Here is a 20,878-nt window from a genome sequence, read left to right on the forward strand (position 1 = left end):
CCATGAAACATAAGCGAAATTTTGCCCCTCAGCCCAATTTTCGCTCTTTTTCCAACCGCTTCAGCCAGGCCTTGGCCTGCGATGCCACGTTCTTCGGCGCGGTGCCGCCAAAGCTGGTCCGGCTCTTCACCGACGATTCGACCGAGAGCACGCCGAGCACGTCTTTCGTGATGTCAGGTTCGATCGCCTGCATCTCCCTCAGCGGCAGTTCGTGCAGCGCCACGCCGCCCTCGGCGGCTTTCGCGACGATGCGGCCGGTGACGTGGTGGGCCTCGCGGAACGGCATCTTCAGCGTCCGCACCAGCCAGTCGGCAAGGTCGGTCGCGGTGGCGTAGCCTTCGCCTGCAGCAAGCTTCATCTTCGCTTCATCGGGGACGAGATCGCGGACCATGCCGGTCATGGCGCGGATCGCGAGCGACAGCGCGGCGAAGCCTTCCATGGCGCCCTGCTTGTCCTCCTGCATGTCCTTTTGATAGGCGAGCGGCAGACCCTTCATCACGATCAGCAGGCCGTTGAGCGCGCCGATGACGCGGCCGGTCTTGGCGCGCACCAGCTCGGCGGCGTCAGGATTCCGCTTCTGCGGCATGATCGAAGATCCGGTGGTGAACTTGTCGCTGAGGCGGATCATGCCCACCAGCGGCGAGGTCCAGATCACGATCTCCTCGGCAAAGCGCGACATGTGCACGGCGCAGATCGAGGCCGCCGACAGCGTCTCCAGCACGAAGTCGCGATCGGAAACCGCATCGAGCGAATTCGCCATCGGACGATCAAAACCGAGCGCCTTCGCCGTGGCGTGCCGATCGATCGGGAATGAGGTGCCGGCGAGCGCGGCAGCTCCGAGCGGAGATTCGTTGAGCCGCTTGCGCGCATCCTGGAAACGGCCGCGATCGCGCGCGGCCATCTCGACATAAGCGAGCAGATGATGACCGAAGGTCACGGGCTGCGCGGTCTGCAGATGAGTGAAGCCGGGCATGACCGTTCCGGCATGCTCCAGCGCGCGCTCCACCAGCGCCTGTTGGAACGCGGCGAGCGCGGCGTCGGTCGCATCGAGAACATCGCGGACATAGAGACGGAAATCAGTCGCGACCTGATCGTTGCGCGAGCGCGCGGTGTGGAGACGGCCGGCGGCCGGGCCAATCAGCTCGGACAGGCGGCTCTCGACATTCATGTGAATGTCCTCGAGCGCACGCTTGAATTCGAAGCTGCCCTTGCCGATCTCTGACAAAATCGTGTCTAGACCCTTGCCGATATTTTTCGCATCAGAGGCCGTGATGATGCCCTGTGCGGCAAGCATCGCGGCGTGGGCCTTGGACGCGGCAATGTCCTGGGCAAAGAGGTGACGATCGACGTCTATGGAGACGTTGATCTCTTCCATGATCTCGTCGGGACGTTCCGAGAACCGGCCGCCCCACATCTTGTTGCTCATGATCGCCTGCTCACGCCTTGCCTGTCGCCGCCGCACGTTTGCTGACTGCTGCCAGCCGTATTAAGAGGCCTCTGATAGCCATATCTGCGACCGGATGACAAACGATATGCTCGACCCCAACGACATGCTCGACTCAAGGAAAGCGCGGTTAGCCACGCGCCGGATCCCCGTCGTCATCGCCACCGTGGTGGTCGGGGGCCTGGCAGGCTTTGCTGCGCTGTACGGGCTGGGCCTGAGCCGGGCTCCATCCGGCGATCCGGCCTGTCGGGCGGCCGTGGCGACGGCCTCGAGGATCGCCCCCCTCGCCCATGGCGAGCTGGCGGCCCTGACCATGGCGAGCGCGCCGTTGAAACTGCCGGACCTCGCCTTCGAAGACGCCGACGGCAAGCCGAAGAAGCTGTCCGACTTCCGCGGCAAGACGCTTCTGGTAAATCTCTGGGCCACCTGGTGTGTGCCCTGCCGCAAGGAGATGCCGGCGCTGGACGAGCTTCAGGGCAAGCTTTCGGGCCCCAATTTCGAGGTGGTGGCGATCAATATCGACACCCGCGACTCCGAGAAGCCCAAGACCTTCCTGAAGGAGGCCAGCCTGACCCGGCTCGGCTATTTCAACGATCAGAAAGCCAAGGTTTTTCAGGATCTTAAGGCGATAGGCCGGGCGCTGGGCATGCCAACCTCGGTGTTGGTCGACCCGCAAGGTTGCGAGATCGCGACGATCGCGGGACCGGCGGAATGGGCAAGCGAGGACGCGCTCAAGCTGATCCGGGCAGCGACGGGCAAGGCGGCCGCGGCATTCTAGGCGGAAATATTGAGATTGCCGCCGACGCCGGCACCGACATTGGCGAGCGAAGGTTGTCCGGCGCCGAGCAGCGTCAGGACGGTGGATTTCTCTGCATCCGCGCTCTGCTTCATCAGCGTCGCCGAGATATTCGACTGCAGCGCGCCTTGCTGAGCGGCCAGCATGCTGCTGACCATTGCCATCATGTCCATTACGCGAACCCTCGTACTGGGCGTAACCTAGAGGCGAGCGGTTAACGCGACATGAATTGTCACGAAGCGGATGCAGGCAGGATGGGCGGTGCCCGTGTCCCGGACGCGGCGCGGCATGCTATGACGCGACGCAGAGCCGGGATCCATGCTTCAGCCTGCACGCGGCCTCTGGGCTCCCGGCCTGCAGCGCTTCGCGCTGCGTCCAGGGCACAAGACCCCTCTACCTTGTCGGAACCGGCTTAGCGCCGCGGTAGTCGTAGAAGCCGCGCTGGGTCTTGCGGCCGAGCCAGCCCGCCTCGACGTATTTCACCAGCAGCGGGCACGGACGATATTTGGAGTCGGCGAGACCCTCGTGCAGCACCTGCATGATGGACAGACAGGTATCGAGGCCGATGAAATCGGCGAGCTCCAGCGGGCCCATCGGATGATGCGCCCCGAGCTTCATCGCCGCGTCGATCGCCTCGACGTTACCCACGCCTTCGTACAGCGTGTAAATCGCCTCGTTGATCATCGGCAGCAGGATGCGGTTGACGATGAAGGCCGGGAAATCCTCGGAGACCGCGACCTGCTTGCCGAGCTTGGCGACGAATTCCTTGGACGCCTCGAAGGTGTGGTCGTCGGTGGCGATGCCGCGGATCAGCTCCACCAGCTCCATCAGCGGCACCGGATTCATGAAGTGAATGCCGATGAAGCGCTCGGGCCGGTCGGTGGCGGCGGCAAGCCGCGTGATCGAGATCGAGGAGGTATCGGAGGCGACGATCGCCTCCGGCTTCAACACCGCACAGAGCTCGTGGAAAATCTTGCGCTTGACCTCTTCCTTCTCGACCGCGGTCTCGATCACGAGATCGCAGTCCGCGAGATCGTCCAGCTTCTCGCCGGCCACGATACGCGCCATCGCCGTGGCTTTGTCGTCCTCGCTGACGGCCTTCTTGGAGACCTGGCGCGCCAAATTGCCGTTGATCGTGGCCATGCCTGACTTGAGGCGGTCGGCCGAAATGTCGTTGAGCACGACGTCGAAACCGGCCAGCGCAGCGACATGCGCGATGCCACTGCCCATCTGCCCAGCGCCGATCACGCCGACCTTCTTGATTACTGCCGCCATAATATCATCCACCGGAACGGCGCGCTGCTAACCGCGCCTGCCTATCCCCTGAGCCGGGAAGTCTGATTTAATCAGAAACTCGATTAGATCAGAATCCTGCCTCGAAACCTAGATTGGATCGCTTCGAAGGCGTGCCCCACGCCAAAGAAAACGCCTCAAAAAGCAACACCGGCCGGAGTTTATACCTCCGGCCGGTGTTTTTACGCGTTTTACTTGCCGAGCTTGCCGAGTTCGGCCGTCAGCTCCGGAACCGCCTGGTAGAGGTCAGCGACCAGGCCGTAATCGGCAACCTGGAAGATTGGCGCGTCCTCGTCCTTGTTGATCGCGACGATCACCTTGGAGTCTTTCATACCGGCCAGATGCTGGATCGCGCCTGAAATGCCGATCGCGACATAAAGCTCGGGGGCCACGACCTTGCCGGTCTGGCCGACCTGCCAGTCGTTGGGCGCATAGCCGGCATCCACCGCCGCCCGCGAAGCGCCGACGCCGGCGCCGAGCTTGTCGGCGAGCGGCTCGATGTACTTTGCGAAGTTCTCACGGCTCTGCATGGCACGACCACCGGAAACGATGATCTTGGCCGAGGTCAGCTCCGGACGGTCGCTCTTGGCGACTTCCTCGCCGACGAAGGACGACAGGCCCGGATCGGCGGCCGCTGCGACGCTTTCGACCGACGCGTTGCCGCCTTCACCCGCCGCAGCGAAGGTGGAGGTGCGCACCGTGATGACCTTCTTGGCGTCCTTCGACTTCACCGTCTGGATGGCGTTGCCGGCATAGATCGGGCGCTCATAGGTGTCGGGGGCGACCACCTTGGTGATCTCCGAGACCTGCATGACGTCGAGCAGCGCGGCGACGCGCGGCATCACGTTCTTGAAGCGCGAAGTCGCGGGAGCGACGAACGCGTCATAGGACGGGGCCAGCGAGACGATCAGGGCGGCCAGCGGCTCGGCAAGATCGTGCGCGTAGAGGTCGCCCTCGGCGACGAGCACCTTGGCGACTCCGGCAAGCTTCGCGGCAGTATCCGCCGCAGCCTTGGTGCCCTGCCCGCCGCCGGCAACCAGCACGTGGACGTCACCGCCGAGCTGGGAAGCTGCGGTCAGCGCCTTGTTGGTGGAGTCCTTGAGGACCTCCTGTTCGTTTTCGGCAATCAGCAACGTCGTCATCAGAGCACCCCGGCTTCGTTCTTGAGCTTCGACACCAGCTCGGCGACGTCCTTGACCTTGACGCCGGCCCTTGCGGCCCGCGGGCTCCGTCGTCTTGAGAACTTCGAGGCGTGCGGTGACGTCGACGCCGTAGTCGGCAACGCTCTTGTCCGCGATCGGCTTCTTCTTGGCCTTCATAATGTTGGGCAGCGAGGCGTAGCGCGGCTCGTTGAGACGGAGATCGGTGGTGACGATCGCCGGTCCCTTCAGCTTCACTGTCTGCAAGCCGCCGTCGACTTCGCGGGTGACCTTGAAGTCAGAACCATCGACCTCGAGCTTCGATGCAAAGGTCGCCTGTGACCAGCCGAGCAGCGCGGCCAGCATCTGGCCGGTCTGGTTGCTGTCGTCGTCGATCGCCTGCTTGCCGAGAATGATCAGGCCCGGCTGCTCTTCGTCTGCGATCTTCTTCAGTATCTTGGCGACCGCGAGCGGCTCGACCGCGCCGTCGGCCTTCACCAGGATGCCGCGATCGGCGCCCATGGCGAGACCGGTGCGGATCGTTTCCGACGCCTGCGCCGGTCCGATGGAGACCACCACGACTTCGGTCGCCTTGCCGGCTTCCTTCAGGCGCAGCGCTTCCTCGACTGCGATTTCGTCGAACGGGTTCATCGACATTTTGACGTTGGCGAGTTCAACGCCCGATCCATCGCTCTTGACGCGAACCTTGACGTTGTAATCGACCACCCGCTTTATCGGCACCAAGACCTTCATCGATCCTCTTTCACTCAATTCAGGAGGGGGTTATCAACTGGCGCGGAACCTAAAGGCCTGATCAGGCCCGGTCAACGCGCGAAGGGGGCTAATTTTGCCCCCAGAAGTATGCCCCTCAATGGGTCAGCGATTCTGCCCGGGAACCCAGAGCACGTCGCCGGCGCCGTCATGGTTGGCAGCACGGCTGGCCACGAACAGAAAGTCGGACAAACGGTTCATATACTGGATGCCAGCCGCGCCGACGGGCTCGCCGGGCCGGGCTGCCAGTTCCACCATCACGCGTTCCGCCCTGCGGCAAATCGTACGGGCGACGTGTAGGTAGGCGGCGACCGGCGTCCCGCCCGGCAGCACGAAGGAAGTCAGCGGCATCAGCTTGTCGTTGAGCGCGTCGATGTCGCGCTCCAGCCGCTCAACCTGGCTCGCCACCACCCGCAGCCGCTCGACTTTGCCTTCACGCTCCGGGACCGCAAGGTCGGCGCCGAGATCGAACAAATCGTTCTGGATCCGCCCGAGCATCGCGTCGAGCTCGGACGCGTCCTTTGTGTACAGACGAACGACGCCGATCGCAGCATTGGTCTCGTCGACCGTGCCATAGGCCTCGATGCGCAGATCGTATTTCGGCCGGCGCTCGCCCGAGCCGAGCGCTGTCGTGCCGTCGTCACCGGTTTTCGTATAGATGCGGTTGAGCACGACCATGTTAACGCCCCATCGCCCACACGGCGAGCATCGCGATGACGATCGCCACGAACTGAAGCAGCACGCGCCAGCGCATCAGCTTCTGCGAGGTGTTGGGCGAGCCGCCGCGCATCATGTTGATGAGACCGAGCAGCAGCACCAACGCCACGGCGCCGACCGCGATCGGCAGGATGAAAGTACTCAGGAGGGATGCCATCCGAGGGTAGATAACACCCTGCGCGCCGGTCCGCCATGGCGTTCCCGATCTGGCTTTTAAGCCAATAATATCAGAAGCTAGTTGGATGAATCTGGATTTGCGCGAATTGCCCATCCTCCTCGCCGATCCCCGCTTGCGGGGCGAGGCCGGAATGCGCTCCCCGCGCGCGGCAAGAAGAAGTGGCAACAGCAGTGTAGGTGGCGCGTGAAGGCGATCCGCACCATCTACGTCGTCGTGATGGACGCGTTCTACACGTTCCTGGCCGACGATGGCTGGGCGATCGCGAGCCACATCGCACTGTCGACGCTGATGGCGCTGTTCCCGTTCCTGATCGTGCTGACCTCGCTGGCCGGCTTCTTCGGCTCCAAGGAACTCGCGGACCAGGCCGCAAGCCTGATGCTTCAGGTCTGGCCCAAGCAAGTCTCCGATTCGATCTCGGGCGAGGTGCACGACGTTCTCACCACGACCCGCTCCGGCGTACTGACCGTCGGCGCAGTGCTGTCGGTCTACTTCGCGTCGAACGGCGTCGAGGCACTCAGGGTCGCGTTGAACCGCGCCTATGCGGTGGTCGAGATGCGGCGCTGGTACTGGCTACGTCTGGAGTCGATCGGCTACACGCTGGTCGCCGCCTTCACAGCACTTGCCATGGCGTTCCTGATCGTGCTCGGCCCGCTCCTCATCGAGGCGGCGCGGCGCCACATTCCGCTGTTCGTCGAGTCCAACGAGAGCATCCTCACCTGGCTGCGCTACGGCATCACCGTGGGCGCGCTGGTGGTGGCGCTGCTCATCCTGCACGCCTGGCTGCCGGCGGGGCGGCGCGGCTTCCTCCAGATCCTGCCCGGCATCGTGTTCACCATCGTGGCGTCGCTGATATCAGGCATCGTGTTCGGGCAATATCTGGCGCGCTTCGCCAACAATTACGTGACGATGTATGCGGGGCTCGCCTCGGTGATCATCGCGCTGGTGTTCCTGTACTTCATCGCCGCGATCTTCGTTTTCGGCGGCGAGCTCAACGCCGCGATCATCAAGTCGCGGCTTCCTCACGGCGTGTCGCTTCAAGCAGCGCAGTCGCTAAAGCCCGCGGAGACACAGGCTTGACCAGAAAAGCGTCGGCGCCGGCCTCGCGTGAGGCGACTTCGTCCTCGCCGCGACCGGACACCCCGATGATGGGGATCTGAGCCAGCGGCGTTGCCATGGTGCGGATCCGTCTGATCGCCTCGACGCCATTGATGCCAGGCAACACCATATCCATCAGCACCGCGTCGAACGCACCCTGCGCGAGCCGGTTCACCGCGTCTTCGCCGCGCCCGATGAATTCGGCATGATGGCCGAGCTCTGTCAAAATGGTGTTGAGCACGACGCGGCCGAACGGATTGTCCTCGACGCTGAGCACGCGCAGCGCCGCGACCGCATCCGCCTCGGCTTCGCCCTTCGATTTGCGGGGCTTGCCCGATCCCGTCGCGTCCAGTGACATCGTCAGCGTGAAGGTGGCGCCGCCACCACGACGTGGGGCGACGGTGATGTCGCCGCCCATCGCGCGCGCCAGTTGCTTCACCGAGGACAGGCCCAAGCCCGCGCCGCCGAAGCGCGAGGCGATGGTGACATTGGCCTGGGTGAACGGGCGGAACAGCCGCTTGATCTCGGCCATGGTGAGGCCGATGCCGCTGTCGGACACCGCGAAGGCGACACCGACCCTGCCTTTGCCCTTTGTTTTGCCCTTGCTCTTGTCCTTGCTCTTGGCGGAACGCCAAGGCGCGACCGCGAGCGCCACGCCGCCGTGCTCGGTGAATTTCACGGCATTGTCGATCAGATTCTCGAGTGCTGCCCGAAGGCGGACGGGATCACCGACCACCAGCCCCGGCAGCTTCTCGGAGATGTCGACCTCGGCCTGGAGGCCCTTGGCCGCAGCGCGACCGGCCAGCGAATCGCCGGCGTTGCGGGCCAGCGTCCGCAGGTCGAACAAATCCTGCCGCAGCGTGCTTCCACCCCCGACCCCCTTGCCGGCCCCCTTGCTGGATCTGGCCGCATCCACGAACAGAGTGGCAAGGCTGGCCAGATGCTCGGCACCGGCCTTGATCGTGTCGGCCCAGCGCCGTTCCCGCTCGCCGAGATCGGAGGTCGCGAGCAGGTCGCTGATCGCGAGAATACCGGTCAGGGGGGTGCGGACTTCATGGGCAAAGGCGGCAAGCGCGGCCTGGACTACGTCCGGCTTGGCCGCCTTGGTGCTGCGCTTAGGCAGCCGGGCGGCCGGCCATGACCGCTTCCGAGCCACTCGCTTGGACGTCCGCGTAGTGCGCGCTGCGCGCGTTTTCGCCGCCATAACTCCCCTTCGAAGTATCCCCTTCGAACCCCGGGCCGTCGCGCGAGCATGGCATGGCGGCACGCCCGGAGTCACGGCGGCGTTTGGCTAACCCCCAGAGAAACTTAACCTAATCCCACCAACCGGCGGATACCGGCCGGCGTGACGTCTGCCGCGCGCAACTCGCGCAGACCGGTCGCCCGGGTCGACTTCGACAGCTTCCGCCCCATCTCGTCGCAAATCAGCCGGTGATGGCGGTAGGCGGGCGCCGGCAGGCTGAGCAGGATCTGAAGCAGGCGGTGCACCGAGGTGGCGTGAAACAGGTCCTGGCCCCGTACGATCTCGCTGACGCCCTGGAGCGCGTCGTCGACGACCACCGACAGATGGTAGCTGGTCGGGGTCTCTTTGCGGGCCAGAATGACGTCGCCCCAGGCCTCCGGTCGCGCCGGGACGATGCCGCGCTCACCATCGGGCCCCGTGCCCAGCTCGTTCCAGGTCAGGCCGGCGGCGCGGCGGCAGGCGGCCGCCATGTCGAGCCGAAGCGCATAAGGCGCGCCGGTGTCTATGAGCCGTTCACGCTCGCCGGCCGACAGCGATTTTCCGTCGCCGGGATAAAGCGGCGCGCCGTCGGGATCGCGCGGCCATGGCCCATCCGCTTCGCGGGCCGCAACCCGCCTTGCGATCTCGGCGCGGCTTTCGAAAGCGGAATAGACCAGGCCGAGCGCCGACAGCCTGTCCAGCGCCGCGCGATACTCGCCGAGATGCTCCGACTGCCGCCGCACCGGCATCTCTAAGGCGATGTCGAGCCAGGCGAGGTCCTCGTAGATCGCCGTCTCGAACTCCGGCCGGCAGCGCGTCGCATCGATATCCTCGATCCGCAGCAACAACCGCCCGCCGGTCTCGCGCGCGCGGTCGGAATTCAACAGCGCCGAATAGGCGTGGCCGAGGTGCAGGTGGCCGTTTGGACTGGGGGCAAATCGGAAAACGGGTGGCGACATATGCACAGATCTCGTCATGGCCGGGCTTACCCGATCATCCATCTTCCAAGACTCTGTTACGATAGGAGATGGATGCGCGGGTCAAGCCCGCGCATGACGAGTTGAGCAAGCAATGACCATCCACCTCGAAACCCAGTCCGATCTCGAAGAGGCCGTCCACGCGCTGATCAAGCGCGATCCGCGGCTCAAGCCGGTGCTCGCGACGGCCGGCATGCCGGCATTGCGGCGGCGCGAGCCGGGTTTTGCCGGGATCGCGCATATCATCTGCGGGCAGCAGCTCTCGACCGCGAGCGCCGCGGCGATCTGGGGGCGGCTGTCCACAGCATTCGATCCGTTCGATCATGAGGCGGTGCGCCGCGCCCGCACCGATCGGCTAGGGCGGCTCGGCCTGTCCGCCGCCAAGATCAAGACGCTGAAACATCTTGCGCGCGAGATCATCGCGGAGCGCGTGAACCTCGACGTGCTGGCGGAGGAAGATGCCGACGCCGCGCATCACACGCTGATTTCGCTGCCCGGCATCGGCCCCTGGACCGCAGACGTCTATCTGCTGTTCTGCCTCGGCCATGGCGACGCCTGGCCGGCCGGCGACCTCGCCGTGCAGGAAGGCATCCGCATCGGGCTGGGTTTGCCGGCGCGGCCGACGGAGAAGCAGATGGTGCCACTTGCCGAACCCTGGCGTCCCCTGCGCGGCGCCGCCGCGCATCTGTGGTGGAGCTATTACCGCGCGGTGAAGAAGCGCGAGGGCGTGATCGCCGGATCTGCCTAGCCCCGCAGCCTGATGCGATCGGCCCGGGCGCATTCGGCGACGAAGTCGACCACAGCGCGCTGGCGCGATCAGGTCACTACTTTCGGCTTACGACCGATACCATTCGAGATTCCCGGTCTTCCGCAGCCGTCCCCGTATCGACCTGTAGGGGCGAACGTCCTCGTTCAGACTCGCTCGTATCGAATACAATCCGCTCGGGTAAAGCACGCATTGAGTGGATGCGGGTGACCGTCCTGTCGACGTCCACTCCAGCGCCAGGTTCGGGAGCCGCTAGTAGAAAATAATCCGCCTAGGAAAAGCACGGCGGCAAGCAGGCCGCCCGCGAACATGAAGTACCGAATGATGGGCATGTGAAAAGGCGAGCGTCCCAGAGTACGAGACTACATAAACGGGAAATAGTGGCAGTTGTTCCCACGCGTCTTCAATGCATCCAGAGGACATTTTAAGGCACGCGCTTCGATCTCTCTTCGATCTCGAAGGCCGAGCAACCAATTCGAATCTCGTCTGTTGTCGACCGGCACAATCAACAGCCGGAGAACAAATTATGTCACGTCTAACTATGCTCGCCGCAGCTCTCTTGCTGCTCGGATCAGTGCCCGTCAGCGCACAGTCGCAAAAGGCACAAAGCGGCCCGGGCAACAACGCCGTCAACAGCTCTGATCACAACAACTCCAACGCACCGGTTGCAGGCCGCAACAGCTTCACCGAGGGTCAGGCGAAGTCAAAGATCGAGTCGGCTGGATACTCCAATGTTTCCGGCCTGCAAAAAGACGACAGCGGCGTCTGGCGCGGCAAGGCCGACAAGGCCGGGACCAAGGCGGATGTGAGCGTGGACTTCCAGGGCAACGTGAACCCCGCCAAGTAAGAACCCCGCAAGTAAGCAGGAGGACGAAACATGACGATCACCATTTCTCGACTCTATGACAACTATTCGGATGCGGAACGTGCGGTCAGCCGTCTCGAGGCCGCAGGCGTGCCGCACTCCGACATCAGCATCGTCGCGAACAATTCCGACAATTGGTACGGCTCATCGACCGGCAAGATCGATCGTGATCGCGACGGCGTCGACGATCGCGCCGAAGGCGCTGGTACGGGTGCCGGCATCGGCGCAGGCCTCGGCACTGCGGCGGGCTTGCTTGCAGGACTTGGCTTGCTCGCTATTCCGGGACTCGGACCGGTCGTTGCTGCCGGATGGCTGGCTTCAACCGCAGTGGGTGCCGCAGCCGGCGCCGCGACGGGCGGCATCGTCGGCGCGCTGACCCAAGCCGGGGTGTCGAAGGAAGATGCATCGCGCTATGCGGAGGGCGTCCGACGTGGCGGAACGCTGGTATCGGCGCGGGTTGCCGAGCAGGACCGCGCGCGTCTTGATGCCCTTCTGAATGAGAAGTCGGTGAACCTGCAGGAACGAAGCACCGCCTGGCAGAAGTCCGGCTGGAATGGCTTCGATGCCGCAAGCTCGCCGTTGTCACCTGACGATGTCGGCCGTGAGCGTGAGTTGTACGGCGCCGGCACGCGGGACAGATAAGGATCCGCAAACCACACCAGCAGTGCGAGGAGGCTCCACTCAGGCGGAGCCTTTTCTTGCGTACACCTCTCTCGTTCCGCGAGCGTGCGGTAGGCTATCTCGCTGCGCTAACGGGGGCGCATTCCGCCTGAGCAGGGCCACATGCTTTCACTGCTCGGGTAAAGCGCTTTCGACGCCCCTCTTTCCAGTATAGCGTTCGACATCAGAGGAAACGCCGCGAAGACGGCACGAGGTCGCGCATGCTGGACAGGACGAAGGATATCGCCGCATCCGCGCAAGCCTGGCTCGATGAATTCGAGCGGACGCTTGGCGCGCCCGATCGCGCTGCGCTGGATCATCTTTTCCTCGCCGAAAGCTATTGGCGCGACGTGCTGGCACTGAGCTGGAACCTGCAAACTATCGCCGGCCGCGACTCGATCAAGCGGGAGCTGACAACGCTTGCGGCAAAGGTCGCGCCGGGCAGCTTCAAGATCGCGCCGAACCGTGCGCCGCCGCGCTGGGTGACGCGCGCCGGCACCAACAATATCGAAGCAATCTTCAATTTCGAAACCGTACTGGGACGCGGCAGCGGCATCGTCAGGCTTATGCCCGACGCTGCCGACGGCGACCGGTTGAAAGCGTGGACGCTACTCACCGCGCTCGACGAGCTCAAAGGGTTCGAGGAACAGATCGGCACCTCGCGGCCGCGCGGCCAGGCCTATTCGCGCGACTTCCGTGGACCGAACTGGCTCGACCTGCGCAACGCCTCGCGCGACTACACTAATCGCGATCCCGTCGTGCTGGTGGTCGGCGGCGGCCAGGCCGGCCTTGCGATTGCGGCAAGGTTGAAGCAGTTGGGGAGTCGACACCCTGATCGTCGATCGCGAGGCGCGGATCGGGGACAATTGGCGCAAGCGCTATCACGCGCTGACCCTGCATAACCAGGTGCAGGTCAATCATTTGCCCTACATGCCGTTTCCGCCGAGCTGGCCGACCTATATCCCCAAGGACAAACTCGCCAACTGGTTCGAAGCTTACGTCGATGCGATGGAGCTGAACTTCTGGACCGGCACCGAATTCGAGGGCGGCGCCTACGACGATGCAAAAGGCCACTGGACGGTCACACTGCGGCACGCCAACGGCAGCAAGCGCATCATGCATCCGCGCCATGTGGTGATGGCGACCGGCGTCAGCGGCATCGCAAATGTGCCTGTTATTCCGACCCTCGATAACTTCAAGGGCACGCTGCTGCATTCGAGCCGCTACGAGGACGGCGAGAACTGGACAGGCAGGCGCGCCATCGTCATCGGCACCGGCAACAGCGGCCACGACATCGCGCAGGATCTCCACTCCAGCGGCGCGGAAGTGACGCTGGTGCAGCGTTCACCCACGCTCGTCACCAATATCGAGCCGTCGGCCCAACTTGCTTATGCCACCTACAACGAAGGCACGCTCGAGGACAATGATCTGATCGCGACCTCGATGCCGACGCCACTCGCGAAGAAGACCCATGTGATGCTGACGGAGCAGTCGAAGGAGCTCGACAAGGAGCTGCTCGACGGACTCTCCCGTGTCGGCTTCAGCCTCGATTTCGGCGAGGCCGGCACCGGCTGGCAGTTCAAATACCTCACCCGCGGCGGCGGCTATTACTTCAACGTCGGCTGCTCCAACCTGATCGCCGAAGGCGCGATCAAGCTCAGGCAGTTTTCCGATATCGAGGGTTTCGTCACCGAGGGCGCGCGAATGAAGGATGGCACGACCCTTCCGGCCGACCTGATCGTGCTCTCGACCGGTTACAAGACGCAGGAATATCTGGTGCGGAAACTGTTCGGCGACGATGTCGCCGACCGGGTCGGCCCGGTCTGGGGCTTTGGCGACGGCCTCGAGCTGCGCAACATGTATGCGCGCACCAGGCAGCCCGGCCTCTGGTTCATCGCCGGCAGCCTCGCACAATGCCGGATCAACTCGAAATATCTCGCACTCCAGATCAAGGCGATCGAGGAAGGGATTTTGGCGCGTGAGGCGGGCGCAACTTGAGCCTCTCCGTCATTGCGGATGCAAACGAGCACGACAGAAATAGCTAGAGGAAGGGACCACCCATGCCAGCCATTCTCGGCACCGGCGAACACCGCTACCGCGTCGTCGAAAATTTCGCGAAACTTCCCGACGGATGGCAGCTCACCGACGTCGCTTCGGTCGCGGTCGACAGCAAGGACCGCGTCTACGTCTTCAATCGCGGGGCCCATCCGATGGTCGTACTGGACCGCGAGGGCAGTTTTCTCGGCAGTTGGGGCGAAGGTCTGTTCTCGCGCGCCCATGGCCTGCACATCGATGCCGACGACAATCTCTATTGCACCGACGACGGCGACCACACCGTGCGCAAATGCACCACCGACGGCAAGGTGCTCCTGACGATCGGCATTCCCGAAAAACCATCACCGTTCATGAGCGGCGATCCCTTCCACCGCTGCACCCACACCGCGCTCTCGCCGAAGGGCGAAATCTATGTCTCCGACGGCTATGGCAATGCGCGCGTGCACAAGTTCACGCCCGATGGCAAGCTGATGAAGAGCTGGGGTGAGCCCGGCACCGATCCCGGCCAGTTCAACATCGTGCACAACATCGCCACCGACTCCGACGGTTTTGTCTATGTCGCCGACCGTGAGAACCACCGCGTGCAGGTGTTCGACGGCAACGGCAGGTACGAGACGCAGTGGAACAATCTGCACCGCCCCTGCGCGCTGTGCTGTTGCGGCGGCGGCAAAACCCCGACCTTCGTCATCGGGGAACTCGGCCCCGGCCTCGCCGTCAACCGCAAGGTGCCCAATCTCGGCCCGCGGCTGTCGATCGTGGATGCGAAGGGCAACCGCATCGCGCGGCTCGGCGGCGAGGAAGGCCCCGGCGTTGCGAGCGGAAAGTTCTTGGCCCCGCACGGCATCGCGCTGGATTCCAGGGGCGACATCTATGTCGGCGAGGTCGGCGTCACCGACTGGAGGACCAGCTTTCCGGACGAGGAGATGCCGGCGGCGGTGCGCGGGACGCGATGTTTGCAGAAGCTGGAGCGGGTGCGGGAGTAGCTGCCCCAGCAACGCCGCGACGCGCTGTCAGGACGACACCGGCTCCCCCGACGTCGTCCTCATTCCCGCAAATCACGGCGTTTTTGAGCGCTTTGCCACTCCCCGGCCGCATTGCTTGCGCCGGAATAACTCGCTCAACGGGCTTCACAATCCCGTCACGCTGCATGTAGTATGTCAGTACATGCTGCTTCGCAGCGTACATTTGGAGGCCAGGAGCGTTACTTGAACGCACATGTCTCGCAAGGTCATTGGCCGGTGTTGGTGCTGAATGCGGACTTCCGGCCGCTGAGTTACTATCCACTGTCTTTGTGGTCGTGGCAGGACGCGATCAAGGCGGTGTTCCTCGACCGCGTCAACATCGTCGCGCATTACGATCAGGCGGTGCATAGTCCCACGCTGCAAATGCAGCTGCCGAGCGTCGTCTCGCTCAAATCCTTCGTCAAGCCGACCACCCACCCCGCCTTCACCCGGTTCAACGTCTTCCTGCGCGATCGCTTCAACTGCCAATATTGCGGCTCGCCCGAAGACCTCACCTTCGACCACATCATCCCGCGCAGCAAAGGCGGCCAGACCACTTGGGAGAACGTGGTCGCGGCCTGCTCGCCTTGTAATTTGCGCAAGGGCAATCTCACGCCGGTCCAGGCAAAAATGTTTCCGCGCCAGCACGCCTTCGCGCCGACCGTGCACCAGCTCCACCGCAACGGCCGGCTGTTTCCGCCAAACTATCTGCATGATAGCTGGCTGGATTATCTCTACTGGGACACGGAGCTGGATCCGTAGGGTTCAGAGGCAGCGCCTCACACCCCGATCGCATTCCTTGCCACCACGTCGCGATAGAACGCCGCACTGAGTTTCGGCACGTGCGCCTGCGTTTCGAAATCGACCCGGTACAGGCCAAACCGCTTTCCGTAACCAAAAATCCACTCGAAATTGTCCATCAGGCTCCACAGGAAATAGCCGCGGATCGGCACGCTTTCAGCGGCCGCGCGCTGCATCTGGGTCAGGTAGTTGCGCAGGAACATGATGCAGTCGAGGTCGTAAACCTAGCCATCAGCGGCGAGCTCGTCCTCTGACGAGGTCCCGTTCTCGCTGATGTAGATGCTGATGTAGATATTGTCGATGTTCCAGATTTTGGCGGCGATGCGCGGCGCCCAGTAGATCACTTCGGGCCAACGCGCAGCCATTCCGAATTCATGTGCGGGAACGAGGCCGGAAACGGCAGTACGCGGAAGCCCGGCGCGCGGTCGGAGGCCGTGGCGTAGTATTGCGGGGCGTAGATGTTGAGGCCGACGAAGTCATTTGGCGGGCCGATGATCTTTAACTCCTCAGACGTGGATTTCGGCGCGTCCGCGCCCGCATAGCGAGGAAACCATCGGTGTATTTGCCCTCCAGCACCACGCCCAGGAAGCCGGCGTTGAGCTCGCGCGTCGCGATCTCGGCAGCATGGATGTTTTCGGGCGTCGCGATCGCCGGCACGCAGGCGGCAATGTTCTCGGCCGCGCCGATGCGGGTGCCGGCGCGCCCCGCTCGCTCGCATCGGAACGGGCAAGAGCAGCCCCGCGACCGTGCGCCAATTCGGGAGCGCAGTGCGCAGGCGCGACCCACATTTCCGTGCGCTTACAAAAAGGGAGCCACGGCCATGGACAGGGTCTAGCGGGGCGAGCGCCGGGGGACGGAACCCGAAGCGCCGGCATCCGTTCAGAGTCGAGGCTGGATGTCTTGCGAGCGCCGACTGTCCGCGACAGACATTTCCGGCCTCGCCACAGCAAAAAGGGGAGAATCGTTATGCCTACAAGCGAGACGGATCACGTCTACAAAATCCTGGAACTGGTCGGATCGTCGGAGACCTCGATCGAGGATGCGATCAAGAACGCGATCAGCCGTGCCGCCAAGACTCTTCGCGAGATGAAATGGTTCGAGGTGGTGCAGACGCGCGGCCACATCGAGAACGGTGCCGTGCGCCACTACCAGGTCACGCTGCGCGTCGGCTTCACGCTGGATGGATGATACGGCAACGGGCGAAGCCGTCACGCCCCGGGGGCGTGGCGAATGAACGCCGCCTCAAGCGACATCAGCGCCGTACCCCCCGGCCTCACGCCAGATGGCATGCCACAAAATGCCCGCCTGCGCCTTCCCTCAGCTCTGGGGCGCTCTCCGAACAGCGCGGCTGGGCGATCGGACAGCGGGTGTGGAAGTGGCAGCCTGACGGCGGCTTCATCGGACTCGGGACGTCGCCCTTGAGACGGATGCGCTCGCGCTTGAGCCTGGGATCGGGCACTGGCACCGCGGACAACAGCGCCCTGGTGTAGGGATGCTGCGGGTTACGATAGAGGTCACTGGCCTTGGCAAGCTCGACGATGCGGCCGAGATACATCACCGCGACGCGGTCGGAGATGTGCTCGACCACCGACAAATCATGCGCGACGAAGAGATAGGTGAGGTTCAACTCGGCCTGAAGATCTTCCAGCAGGTTGATGACCTGGGCCTGAATCGACACGTCGAGCGCCGACACCGGTTCGTCGCAGACGATCAGCTTCGGCTCGACCGCGAGCGCACGCGCGATCACGATGCGCTGGCGCTGGCCGCCGGAGAATTCGTGCGGATAGCGGCGCATATGCTCGGCTTTGAGCCCGACCTTCACCAGCAGGCTCGCGACGCGATCCTCACGCTCCTTGGCCGATGAGCCAAGCTTATGGATGATCAGCGCCTCGCCGAGGATCGCGCCGATTGTCATGCGCGGGTTGAGTGAGGCGAAGGGATCCTGGAACACGAGCTGCATGTTCCGCCGCATCGCGCGCAAATCGGTGCCGCCGAGCTGGCGGACGTCCTGGCCGTCGAACACCACCTCGCCGTCGGTCGGCTCGATCAGGCGCAGCACGCAGCGTCCCGTCGTCGACTTGCCGCAGCCGGATTCGCCGACCAGGCCGAGCGTCTCGCCGCGATTGACCGAGAACGAGACGCCGTCGACCGCGTAGACGCTGCCGACCTGGCGCGACAACAGCCCGCCGTGTACGGGGAAATATTTCTTCAGGCCGCTGACGCGCAGCAGGGGTTCGCTCATGCCGCACCTTCCAACTGCGTATCGCCGAGATGACAGGCCATGCGGTGGCCGGGCGCGATCTGGCGCAGCAGCGGCTCCTTCTCGGTGCAGACGTTCATGGCGTGGCGGCAGCGCGGGGCGAAGCGGCAGCCGACCGGCGGATTGATCAGGATCGGCACCGAGCCGCCAATCGCCTCCAGGCGCGTCTTGTGCTCGCTGTCGAGATCGATGCGCGGGATCGAGCGGATGAGTCCTTGCGTATAGGGATGGCCGGGACTGCTGAAGAGGTCGTCGACAGGCGCCTCCTCCACCACCTTGCCGGCATACATCACGACGACCCGCTGCGCGGTCTCGGCGACGACGCCCATCGCATGGGTGATCAGCATCACCGCCATCCCGAAGCGTTCCTTCATGTCCTGGAGCAGGTCGAGGATCTGCGCCTGGATGGTGACGTCGAGGGCCGTGGTGGGCTCGTCGGCGATGATCAGCTTCGGCTTGCAGGCGAGCGCCATCGCGATCATCACGCGCTGGCGCATGCCGCCGGAGAACTGATGCGGATAGTTGTGCACGCGGCCTTCGGCGTTGGGAATCTGCACCAGCTTCAACATCTCGATGGTGCGCTCGAGCGCCTGCTTCCTGGTCACCGCTTCGTGGCGGCGCAGGCTCTCGGCGATCTGCTCGCCGATGGTGAGCACCGGATTGAGCGAAGTCATCGGCTCCTGGAAGATGAAGCCGATTTCCTTGGCGCGGATCTCGTCGAGCTGACGGCTCGTCAGCGGCACCAGATCGCGGCCCTCGAAGATGATCTCGCCCGCAGCGATGCGGCCCGGCGGCATCGCGATCAGCTTCAGGATCGACATCGCGGTGACGGTCTTGCCGCAGCCGGATTCGCCGACGACACAAAGCGTCTCACCCCTGTTGATGGAGATGTCGACGCCGTCGACGGCCTGGAGGATGCCGTCCTCGGTCGAGAAGTGGGTCTTCAGTCCCTTGATCTCGAGCAGCGGCGCCATCAGATCACCCGCCGCGCATCGAGCGCATCACGCAGGCCATCGCCGATGAAGTTGATGGCGACCACCGCGATGAAGATCGCGCCGCCCGGAAACAGAGCCCAGTGCGGCCCGATGTCGAGGAAATCCTTGGCGTCATAGAGCAGTCGACCCCAGGTCGGTGTATCCGGAGGGAAGCCGAGGCCGAGGAAGGACAGTGTCGATTCCGCGATGATGGCGGCGGCGACGTCGATGGTGCCGGCGATGATCACCGGACCGAGCGCATTGGGCAGGATGTGGCGGACCACTTGCCGCACCGGGCTCGCCCCGAGCGCGCGCGCGGCTTCGACGAATTCCTTCTCACGGATCGACAGGAACTGCGCGCGAACGAGCCGGGCGACCGGCATCCAGCGCAAGCCACCGATCACGAGTACGATCAGGATGAAAATGCCGCCCTCCGGGCCGAACGCGGCCTTCAGCCCGTCGCGGAACAGATAGATCAGCAACAACAGCAGGGGCAATTGCGGCAGCGACAAAAAGAGATCGGTGAGCCACATCAGCCCATGCCCGAGCGCGCCGCGCGACATGCCGGCGAGCGAGCCGATCAGCACGCCAACAAAGACCGAGACCAGCATCGCGGCGAGGCCGACCGCGAGCGAGATGCGCCCGCCATAGATCATGCGGGCGAGGATGTCCTGTCCGAGATCGTCGGTGCCGAAGGGATGGGCCAGCGACGGCCCCTGCATGCCCGCCACGATATCGATGTCGTCGATCTTGACCCGCCAGACAAAGGGGCCGGCCACCACCGCCAGGATCAGAATGAGGAGCAGGAACGCACTGACCACGGCAAGCTTGTGGCGGCTATAGCGCCGCCACGTCTCGCGCCAGGGCGAGTAGACCCGCCGCTCAGCGGAGGGAGATGCGAGGGTCAAGCCAGCCATAAAGAACGTCCGCGATGAGATTGAACAGCACGACGAGGCACGCAAAGACGAAGGTGACGGCCATCACCACCGGCGTGTCGTTTGAAAGGATGGAGGAGATCAGCAGCGAGCCGATGCCGGGGATGCGGAAAATCTGCTCGGTGACGATGGCGCCGCCGAACACCGCCGGGATTTGTAACGCGATGAGCGTGACGACCGGGATCATCGCGTTGCGCATCACGTGCTTGACGATCACCCGTCGCTGGCCGATGCCCTTGGCGCGCGCGGTGGTGACGTAATCCAGCCGAATGACGTCGAGCATCGCCGAGCGCACGAAGCGCGTCATCGACGCAGCCTGGAACAGGCCGAGCACCGCTACCGGCATGATCGCCTGACGGATCATCTCCAGCACCCAGTGAATCCCCGTGCCCTTGATGTCGGTCGTGTAGACGAAAGGCAGCCAGTCCAGCGTGACCGAGAAGATCAGGATGAACAGGATGCCGGTGAAGAAGGTCGGCAGCGAGAAGCCGACAAAGGCGAGCGTGTTGGCAACCTGGTCGAACAGCGAATAAGGTTTCGTCGCGGCATAGACCCCGACCGGGATCGCGATCAGGAGCGCCAGAATCTGCGCCGAGCCGATTACGTAAAGCGTCGTAGGCAGTCGCTGGAGAATGAGCGTGTCGACGTTCATCCGGCTGACGAAGGAGAAACCCCAGTCGCCGTGCAGCATGGCGTTGAGCCAGTGCAGGTAACGAAGGTAGATCGGATCGTCGAGGCCGAACCTCGCCCGAAGCGCGGCTTGCACTTCGGGCGGCACGTTCGGATTGGTCGCCAGTTCCGAGAACGGATCGCCCGGCGCTAGTGCGAGCACGACGAAGAGCACGAGCGAAATTCCGAGCAGGCTCGGAATCGCGATCAGGAGGCGACGCAGGACATACTGACTCATGAGAGAAGGACCCGCTCTAGGC

Annotated in this window: 20 protein-coding genes and 3 pseudogenes; 9 read left to right on the forward strand and 14 right to left on the reverse strand. The window is 63.9% G+C overall.

The annotated features are described in order from the left end of the window. Window positions 1-28: 28 nt before the first annotated feature. A complete protein-coding gene (gene argH, locus ACVWYI_RS36165) occupies window positions 29-1,426 on the reverse strand; it encodes an argininosuccinate lyase (protein WP_247339909.1) in 1,398 nt (465 codons plus the stop codon). A gap of 106 nt (window positions 1,427-1,532) precedes the next feature. On the opposite strand from argH, the gene tlpA reads away from it, so the two are divergent. Continuing rightward, entirely contained in the window at window positions 1,533-2,222 is a 690-nt protein-coding gene (tlpA, locus tag ACVWYI_RS36170; protein WP_456664391.1) for a thiol:disulfide interchange protein TlpA, read from the forward strand. Here tlpA and ACVWYI_RS36175 read toward each other — a convergent pair. The 6 genes and pseudogenes from ACVWYI_RS36175 to ACVWYI_RS36200 all read right to left on the reverse strand — a co-directional run bounded on the left by ACVWYI_RS36175 (window position 2,219) and on the right by ACVWYI_RS36200 (window position 6,317). Then, the gene (locus tag ACVWYI_RS36175; RefSeq protein WP_247339907.1) at window positions 2,219-2,413 is read right to left on the reverse strand and encodes a hypothetical protein; all 195 of its coding nucleotides are present in this window, start codon (window positions 2,411-2,413) and stop codon (window positions 2,219-2,221) included. The two genes, tlpA and ACVWYI_RS36175, sit on opposite strands and share 4 nt — an antisense overlap. A 220-nt stretch (window positions 2,414-2,633) precedes the next feature. Continuing rightward, entirely contained in the window at window positions 2,634-3,515 is an 882-nt protein-coding gene (locus ACVWYI_RS36180; RefSeq protein WP_247339905.1) for a 3-hydroxybutyryl-CoA dehydrogenase, read from the reverse strand. A gap of 209 nt (window positions 3,516-3,724) precedes the next feature. Further along, window positions 3,725-4,675 (reverse strand): electron transfer flavoprotein subunit alpha/FixB family protein, encoded by a 951-nt coding sequence (locus ACVWYI_RS36185; RefSeq protein WP_247339904.1) that lies wholly within the window; start codon window positions 4,673-4,675, stop codon window positions 3,725-3,727. Then, a pseudogene (locus tag ACVWYI_RS36190) lies at window positions 4,675-5,425 on the reverse strand (electron transfer flavoprotein subunit beta/FixA family protein). The gene ACVWYI_RS36185 and the pseudogene ACVWYI_RS36190 overlap by 1 nt, the downstream one beginning before the upstream one ends. Window positions 5,426-5,548: 123 nt before the next feature. Then, a complete protein-coding gene (locus ACVWYI_RS36195) occupies window positions 5,549-6,121 on the reverse strand; it encodes a cob(I)yrinic acid a,c-diamide adenosyltransferase (protein ID WP_456664392.1) in 573 nt (190 codons plus the stop codon). 1 nt (window position 6,122) lies between these two features. Continuing rightward, a complete protein-coding gene (locus tag ACVWYI_RS36200; RefSeq protein ID WP_247339988.1) occupies window positions 6,123-6,317 on the reverse strand; it encodes a twin transmembrane helix small protein in 195 nt (64 codons plus the stop codon). 204 nt (window positions 6,318-6,521) lie between these two features. Between ACVWYI_RS36200 and ACVWYI_RS36205 the strand changes: the two genes are divergently transcribed. Continuing rightward, complete coding sequence (locus ACVWYI_RS36205) at window positions 6,522-7,415, forward strand: YihY/virulence factor BrkB family protein (RefSeq protein ID WP_247339897.1); 894 nt, start codon at window positions 6,522-6,524, stop codon at window positions 7,413-7,415. Here the strand turns inward: ACVWYI_RS36205 and ACVWYI_RS36210 are convergent. Beyond that, window positions 7,342-8,637, reverse strand: coding sequence for an ATP-binding protein (locus tag ACVWYI_RS36210; RefSeq protein WP_456664393.1), 1,296 nt, complete (start codon window positions 8,635-8,637; stop codon window positions 7,342-7,344). The two genes, ACVWYI_RS36205 and ACVWYI_RS36210, sit on opposite strands and share 74 nt — an antisense overlap. Before the next feature lie 104 nt (window positions 8,638-8,741). Continuing rightward, entirely contained in the window at window positions 8,742-9,614 is an 873-nt protein-coding gene (gene gluQRS, locus ACVWYI_RS36215) for a tRNA glutamyl-Q(34) synthetase GluQRS (RefSeq protein WP_456664394.1), read from the reverse strand. A gap of 112 nt (window positions 9,615-9,726) precedes the next feature. Between gluQRS and ACVWYI_RS36220 the strand changes: the two genes are divergently transcribed. The 6 genes and pseudogenes from ACVWYI_RS36220 to ACVWYI_RS36245 all read left to right on the forward strand — a co-directional run bounded on the left by ACVWYI_RS36220 (window position 9,727) and on the right by ACVWYI_RS36245 (window position 15,741). After that, entirely contained in the window at window positions 9,727-10,380 is a 654-nt protein-coding gene (locus ACVWYI_RS36220; protein ID WP_456664395.1) for a DNA-3-methyladenine glycosylase family protein, read from the forward strand. A gap of 544 nt (window positions 10,381-10,924) precedes the next feature. Beyond that, on the forward strand, window positions 10,925-11,245 hold the full coding sequence (locus ACVWYI_RS36225) for a hypothetical protein (RefSeq protein WP_456664616.1): 321 nt from the start codon (window positions 10,925-10,927) through the stop codon (window positions 11,243-11,245). A 30-nt stretch (window positions 11,246-11,275) separates the two neighbouring features. Next, window positions 11,276-11,905, forward strand: a complete 630-nt coding sequence (locus tag ACVWYI_RS36230; RefSeq protein ID WP_456664396.1) for a hypothetical protein — start codon at window positions 11,276-11,278, stop codon at window positions 11,903-11,905. Window positions 11,906-12,144: 239 nt separating this feature from the next. After that, window positions 12,145-13,921, forward strand: a pseudogene (locus ACVWYI_RS36235) (flavin-containing monooxygenase). Window positions 13,922-13,983: 62 nt separating this feature from the next. Beyond that, the gene (locus tag ACVWYI_RS36240; RefSeq protein ID WP_456664397.1) at window positions 13,984-14,961 is read left to right on the forward strand and encodes a peptidyl-alpha-hydroxyglycine alpha-amidating lyase family protein; all 978 of its coding nucleotides are present in this window, start codon (window positions 13,984-13,986) and stop codon (window positions 14,959-14,961) included. 222 nt (window positions 14,962-15,183) lie between these two features. Then, window positions 15,184-15,741 (forward strand): HNH endonuclease, encoded by a 558-nt coding sequence (locus ACVWYI_RS36245; protein WP_247445180.1) that lies wholly within the window; start codon window positions 15,184-15,186, stop codon window positions 15,739-15,741. Window positions 15,742-15,758: 17 nt separating this feature from the next. On the opposite strand, the pseudogene ACVWYI_RS36250 reads toward ACVWYI_RS36245, so the two are convergent. After that, window positions 15,759-16,485: pseudogene (locus ACVWYI_RS36250) on the reverse strand (family 1 glycosylhydrolase); the annotation flags it as partial. 261 nt (window positions 16,486-16,746) lie between these two features. Between ACVWYI_RS36250 and ACVWYI_RS36255 the strand changes: the two are divergent. Continuing rightward, on the forward strand, window positions 16,747-16,968 hold the full coding sequence (locus tag ACVWYI_RS36255; protein ID WP_247339886.1) for a dodecin: 222 nt from the start codon (window positions 16,747-16,749) through the stop codon (window positions 16,966-16,968). An 85-nt stretch (window positions 16,969-17,053) separates the two neighbouring features. Here the strand turns inward: ACVWYI_RS36255 and ACVWYI_RS36260 are convergent, their stop codons facing one another. Genes ACVWYI_RS36260 through ACVWYI_RS36275 form a run of 4 tightly spaced genes read right to left on the reverse strand, consistent with a single transcriptional unit; the run spans window position 17,054 to window position 20,856 of the window. Continuing rightward, complete coding sequence (locus ACVWYI_RS36260; protein ID WP_247339884.1) at window positions 17,054-18,022, reverse strand: ABC transporter ATP-binding protein; 969 nt, start codon at window positions 18,020-18,022, stop codon at window positions 17,054-17,056. Further along, a complete protein-coding gene (locus ACVWYI_RS36265) occupies window positions 18,019-19,014 on the reverse strand; it encodes an ABC transporter ATP-binding protein (RefSeq protein ID WP_456664398.1) in 996 nt (331 codons plus the stop codon). Before ACVWYI_RS36265 ends, ACVWYI_RS36260 begins: the two co-directional genes overlap by 4 nt. Continuing rightward, the gene (locus ACVWYI_RS36270; protein WP_247339880.1) at window positions 19,014-19,931 is read right to left on the reverse strand and encodes an ABC transporter permease; all 918 of its coding nucleotides are present in this window, start codon (window positions 19,929-19,931) and stop codon (window positions 19,014-19,016) included. The genes ACVWYI_RS36265 and ACVWYI_RS36270 overlap by 1 nt, the downstream gene beginning before the upstream one ends. Beyond that, window positions 19,897-20,856, reverse strand: a complete 960-nt coding sequence (locus ACVWYI_RS36275; RefSeq protein WP_247445184.1) for an ABC transporter permease — start codon at window positions 20,854-20,856, stop codon at window positions 19,897-19,899. Before ACVWYI_RS36275 ends, ACVWYI_RS36270 begins: the two co-directional genes overlap by 35 nt. Between the last annotated feature and the right edge of the window lie 22 nt (window positions 20,857-20,878).

The organism is Bradyrhizobium sp. LB13.1, assembly GCF_054056815.1.

Bases quoted from the DNA above. Each gene is read 5' to 3' on its own strand.
- argH (WP_247339909.1), bottom strand. From the start codon at position 1,426: ATGAGCAACAAGATGTGGGGCGGCCGGTTCTCGGAACGTCCCGACGAG.
- tlpA (WP_456664391.1), top strand. From the start codon at position 1,533: ATGCTCGACCCCAACGACATGCTCGACTCAAGGAAAGCGCGGTTAGCC.
- ACVWYI_RS36175 (WP_247339907.1), bottom strand. From the start codon at position 2,413: ATGGACATGATGGCAATGGTCAGCAGCATGCTGGCCGCTCAGCAAGGC.
- ACVWYI_RS36180 (WP_247339905.1), bottom strand. From the start codon at position 3,515: ATGGCGGCAGTAATCAAGAAGGTCGGCGTGATCGGCGCTGGGCAGATG.
- ACVWYI_RS36185 (WP_247339904.1), bottom strand. From the start codon at position 4,675: ATGACGACGTTGCTGATTGCCGAAAACGAACAGGAGGTCCTCAAGGAC.
- ACVWYI_RS36195 (WP_456664392.1), bottom strand. From the start codon at position 6,121: ATGGTCGTGCTCAACCGCATCTATACGAAAACCGGTGACGACGGCACG.
- ACVWYI_RS36200 (WP_247339988.1), bottom strand. From the start codon at position 6,317: ATGGCATCCCTCCTGAGTACTTTCATCCTGCCGATCGCGGTCGGCGCC.
- ACVWYI_RS36210 (WP_456664393.1), bottom strand. From the start codon at position 8,637: ATGGCGGCGAAAACGCGCGCAGCGCGCACTACGCGGACGTCCAAGCGA.
- gluQRS (WP_456664394.1), bottom strand. From the start codon at position 9,614: ATGTCGCCACCCGTTTTCCGATTTGCCCCCAGTCCAAACGGCCACCTG.
- ACVWYI_RS36220 (WP_456664395.1), top strand. From the start codon at position 9,727: ATGACCATCCACCTCGAAACCCAGTCCGATCTCGAAGAGGCCGTCCAC.
- ACVWYI_RS36225 (WP_456664616.1), top strand. From the start codon at position 10,925: ATGTCACGTCTAACTATGCTCGCCGCAGCTCTCTTGCTGCTCGGATCA.
- ACVWYI_RS36230 (WP_456664396.1), top strand. From the start codon at position 11,276: ATGACGATCACCATTTCTCGACTCTATGACAACTATTCGGATGCGGAA.
- ACVWYI_RS36240 (WP_456664397.1), top strand. From the start codon at position 13,984: ATGCCAGCCATTCTCGGCACCGGCGAACACCGCTACCGCGTCGTCGAA.
- ACVWYI_RS36255 (WP_247339886.1), top strand. From the start codon at position 16,747: ATGCCTACAAGCGAGACGGATCACGTCTACAAAATCCTGGAACTGGTC.
- ACVWYI_RS36260 (WP_247339884.1), bottom strand. From the start codon at position 18,022: ATGAGCGAACCCCTGCTGCGCGTCAGCGGCCTGAAGAAATATTTCCCC.
- ACVWYI_RS36265 (WP_456664398.1), bottom strand. From the start codon at position 19,014: ATGGCGCCGCTGCTCGAGATCAAGGGACTGAAGACCCACTTCTCGACC.
- ACVWYI_RS36270 (WP_247339880.1), bottom strand. From the start codon at position 19,931: ATGGCTGGCTTGACCCTCGCATCTCCCTCCGCTGAGCGGCGGGTCTAC.
- ACVWYI_RS36275 (WP_247445184.1), bottom strand. From the start codon at position 20,856: ATGAGTCAGTATGTCCTGCGTCGCCTCCTGATCGCGATTCCGAGCCTG.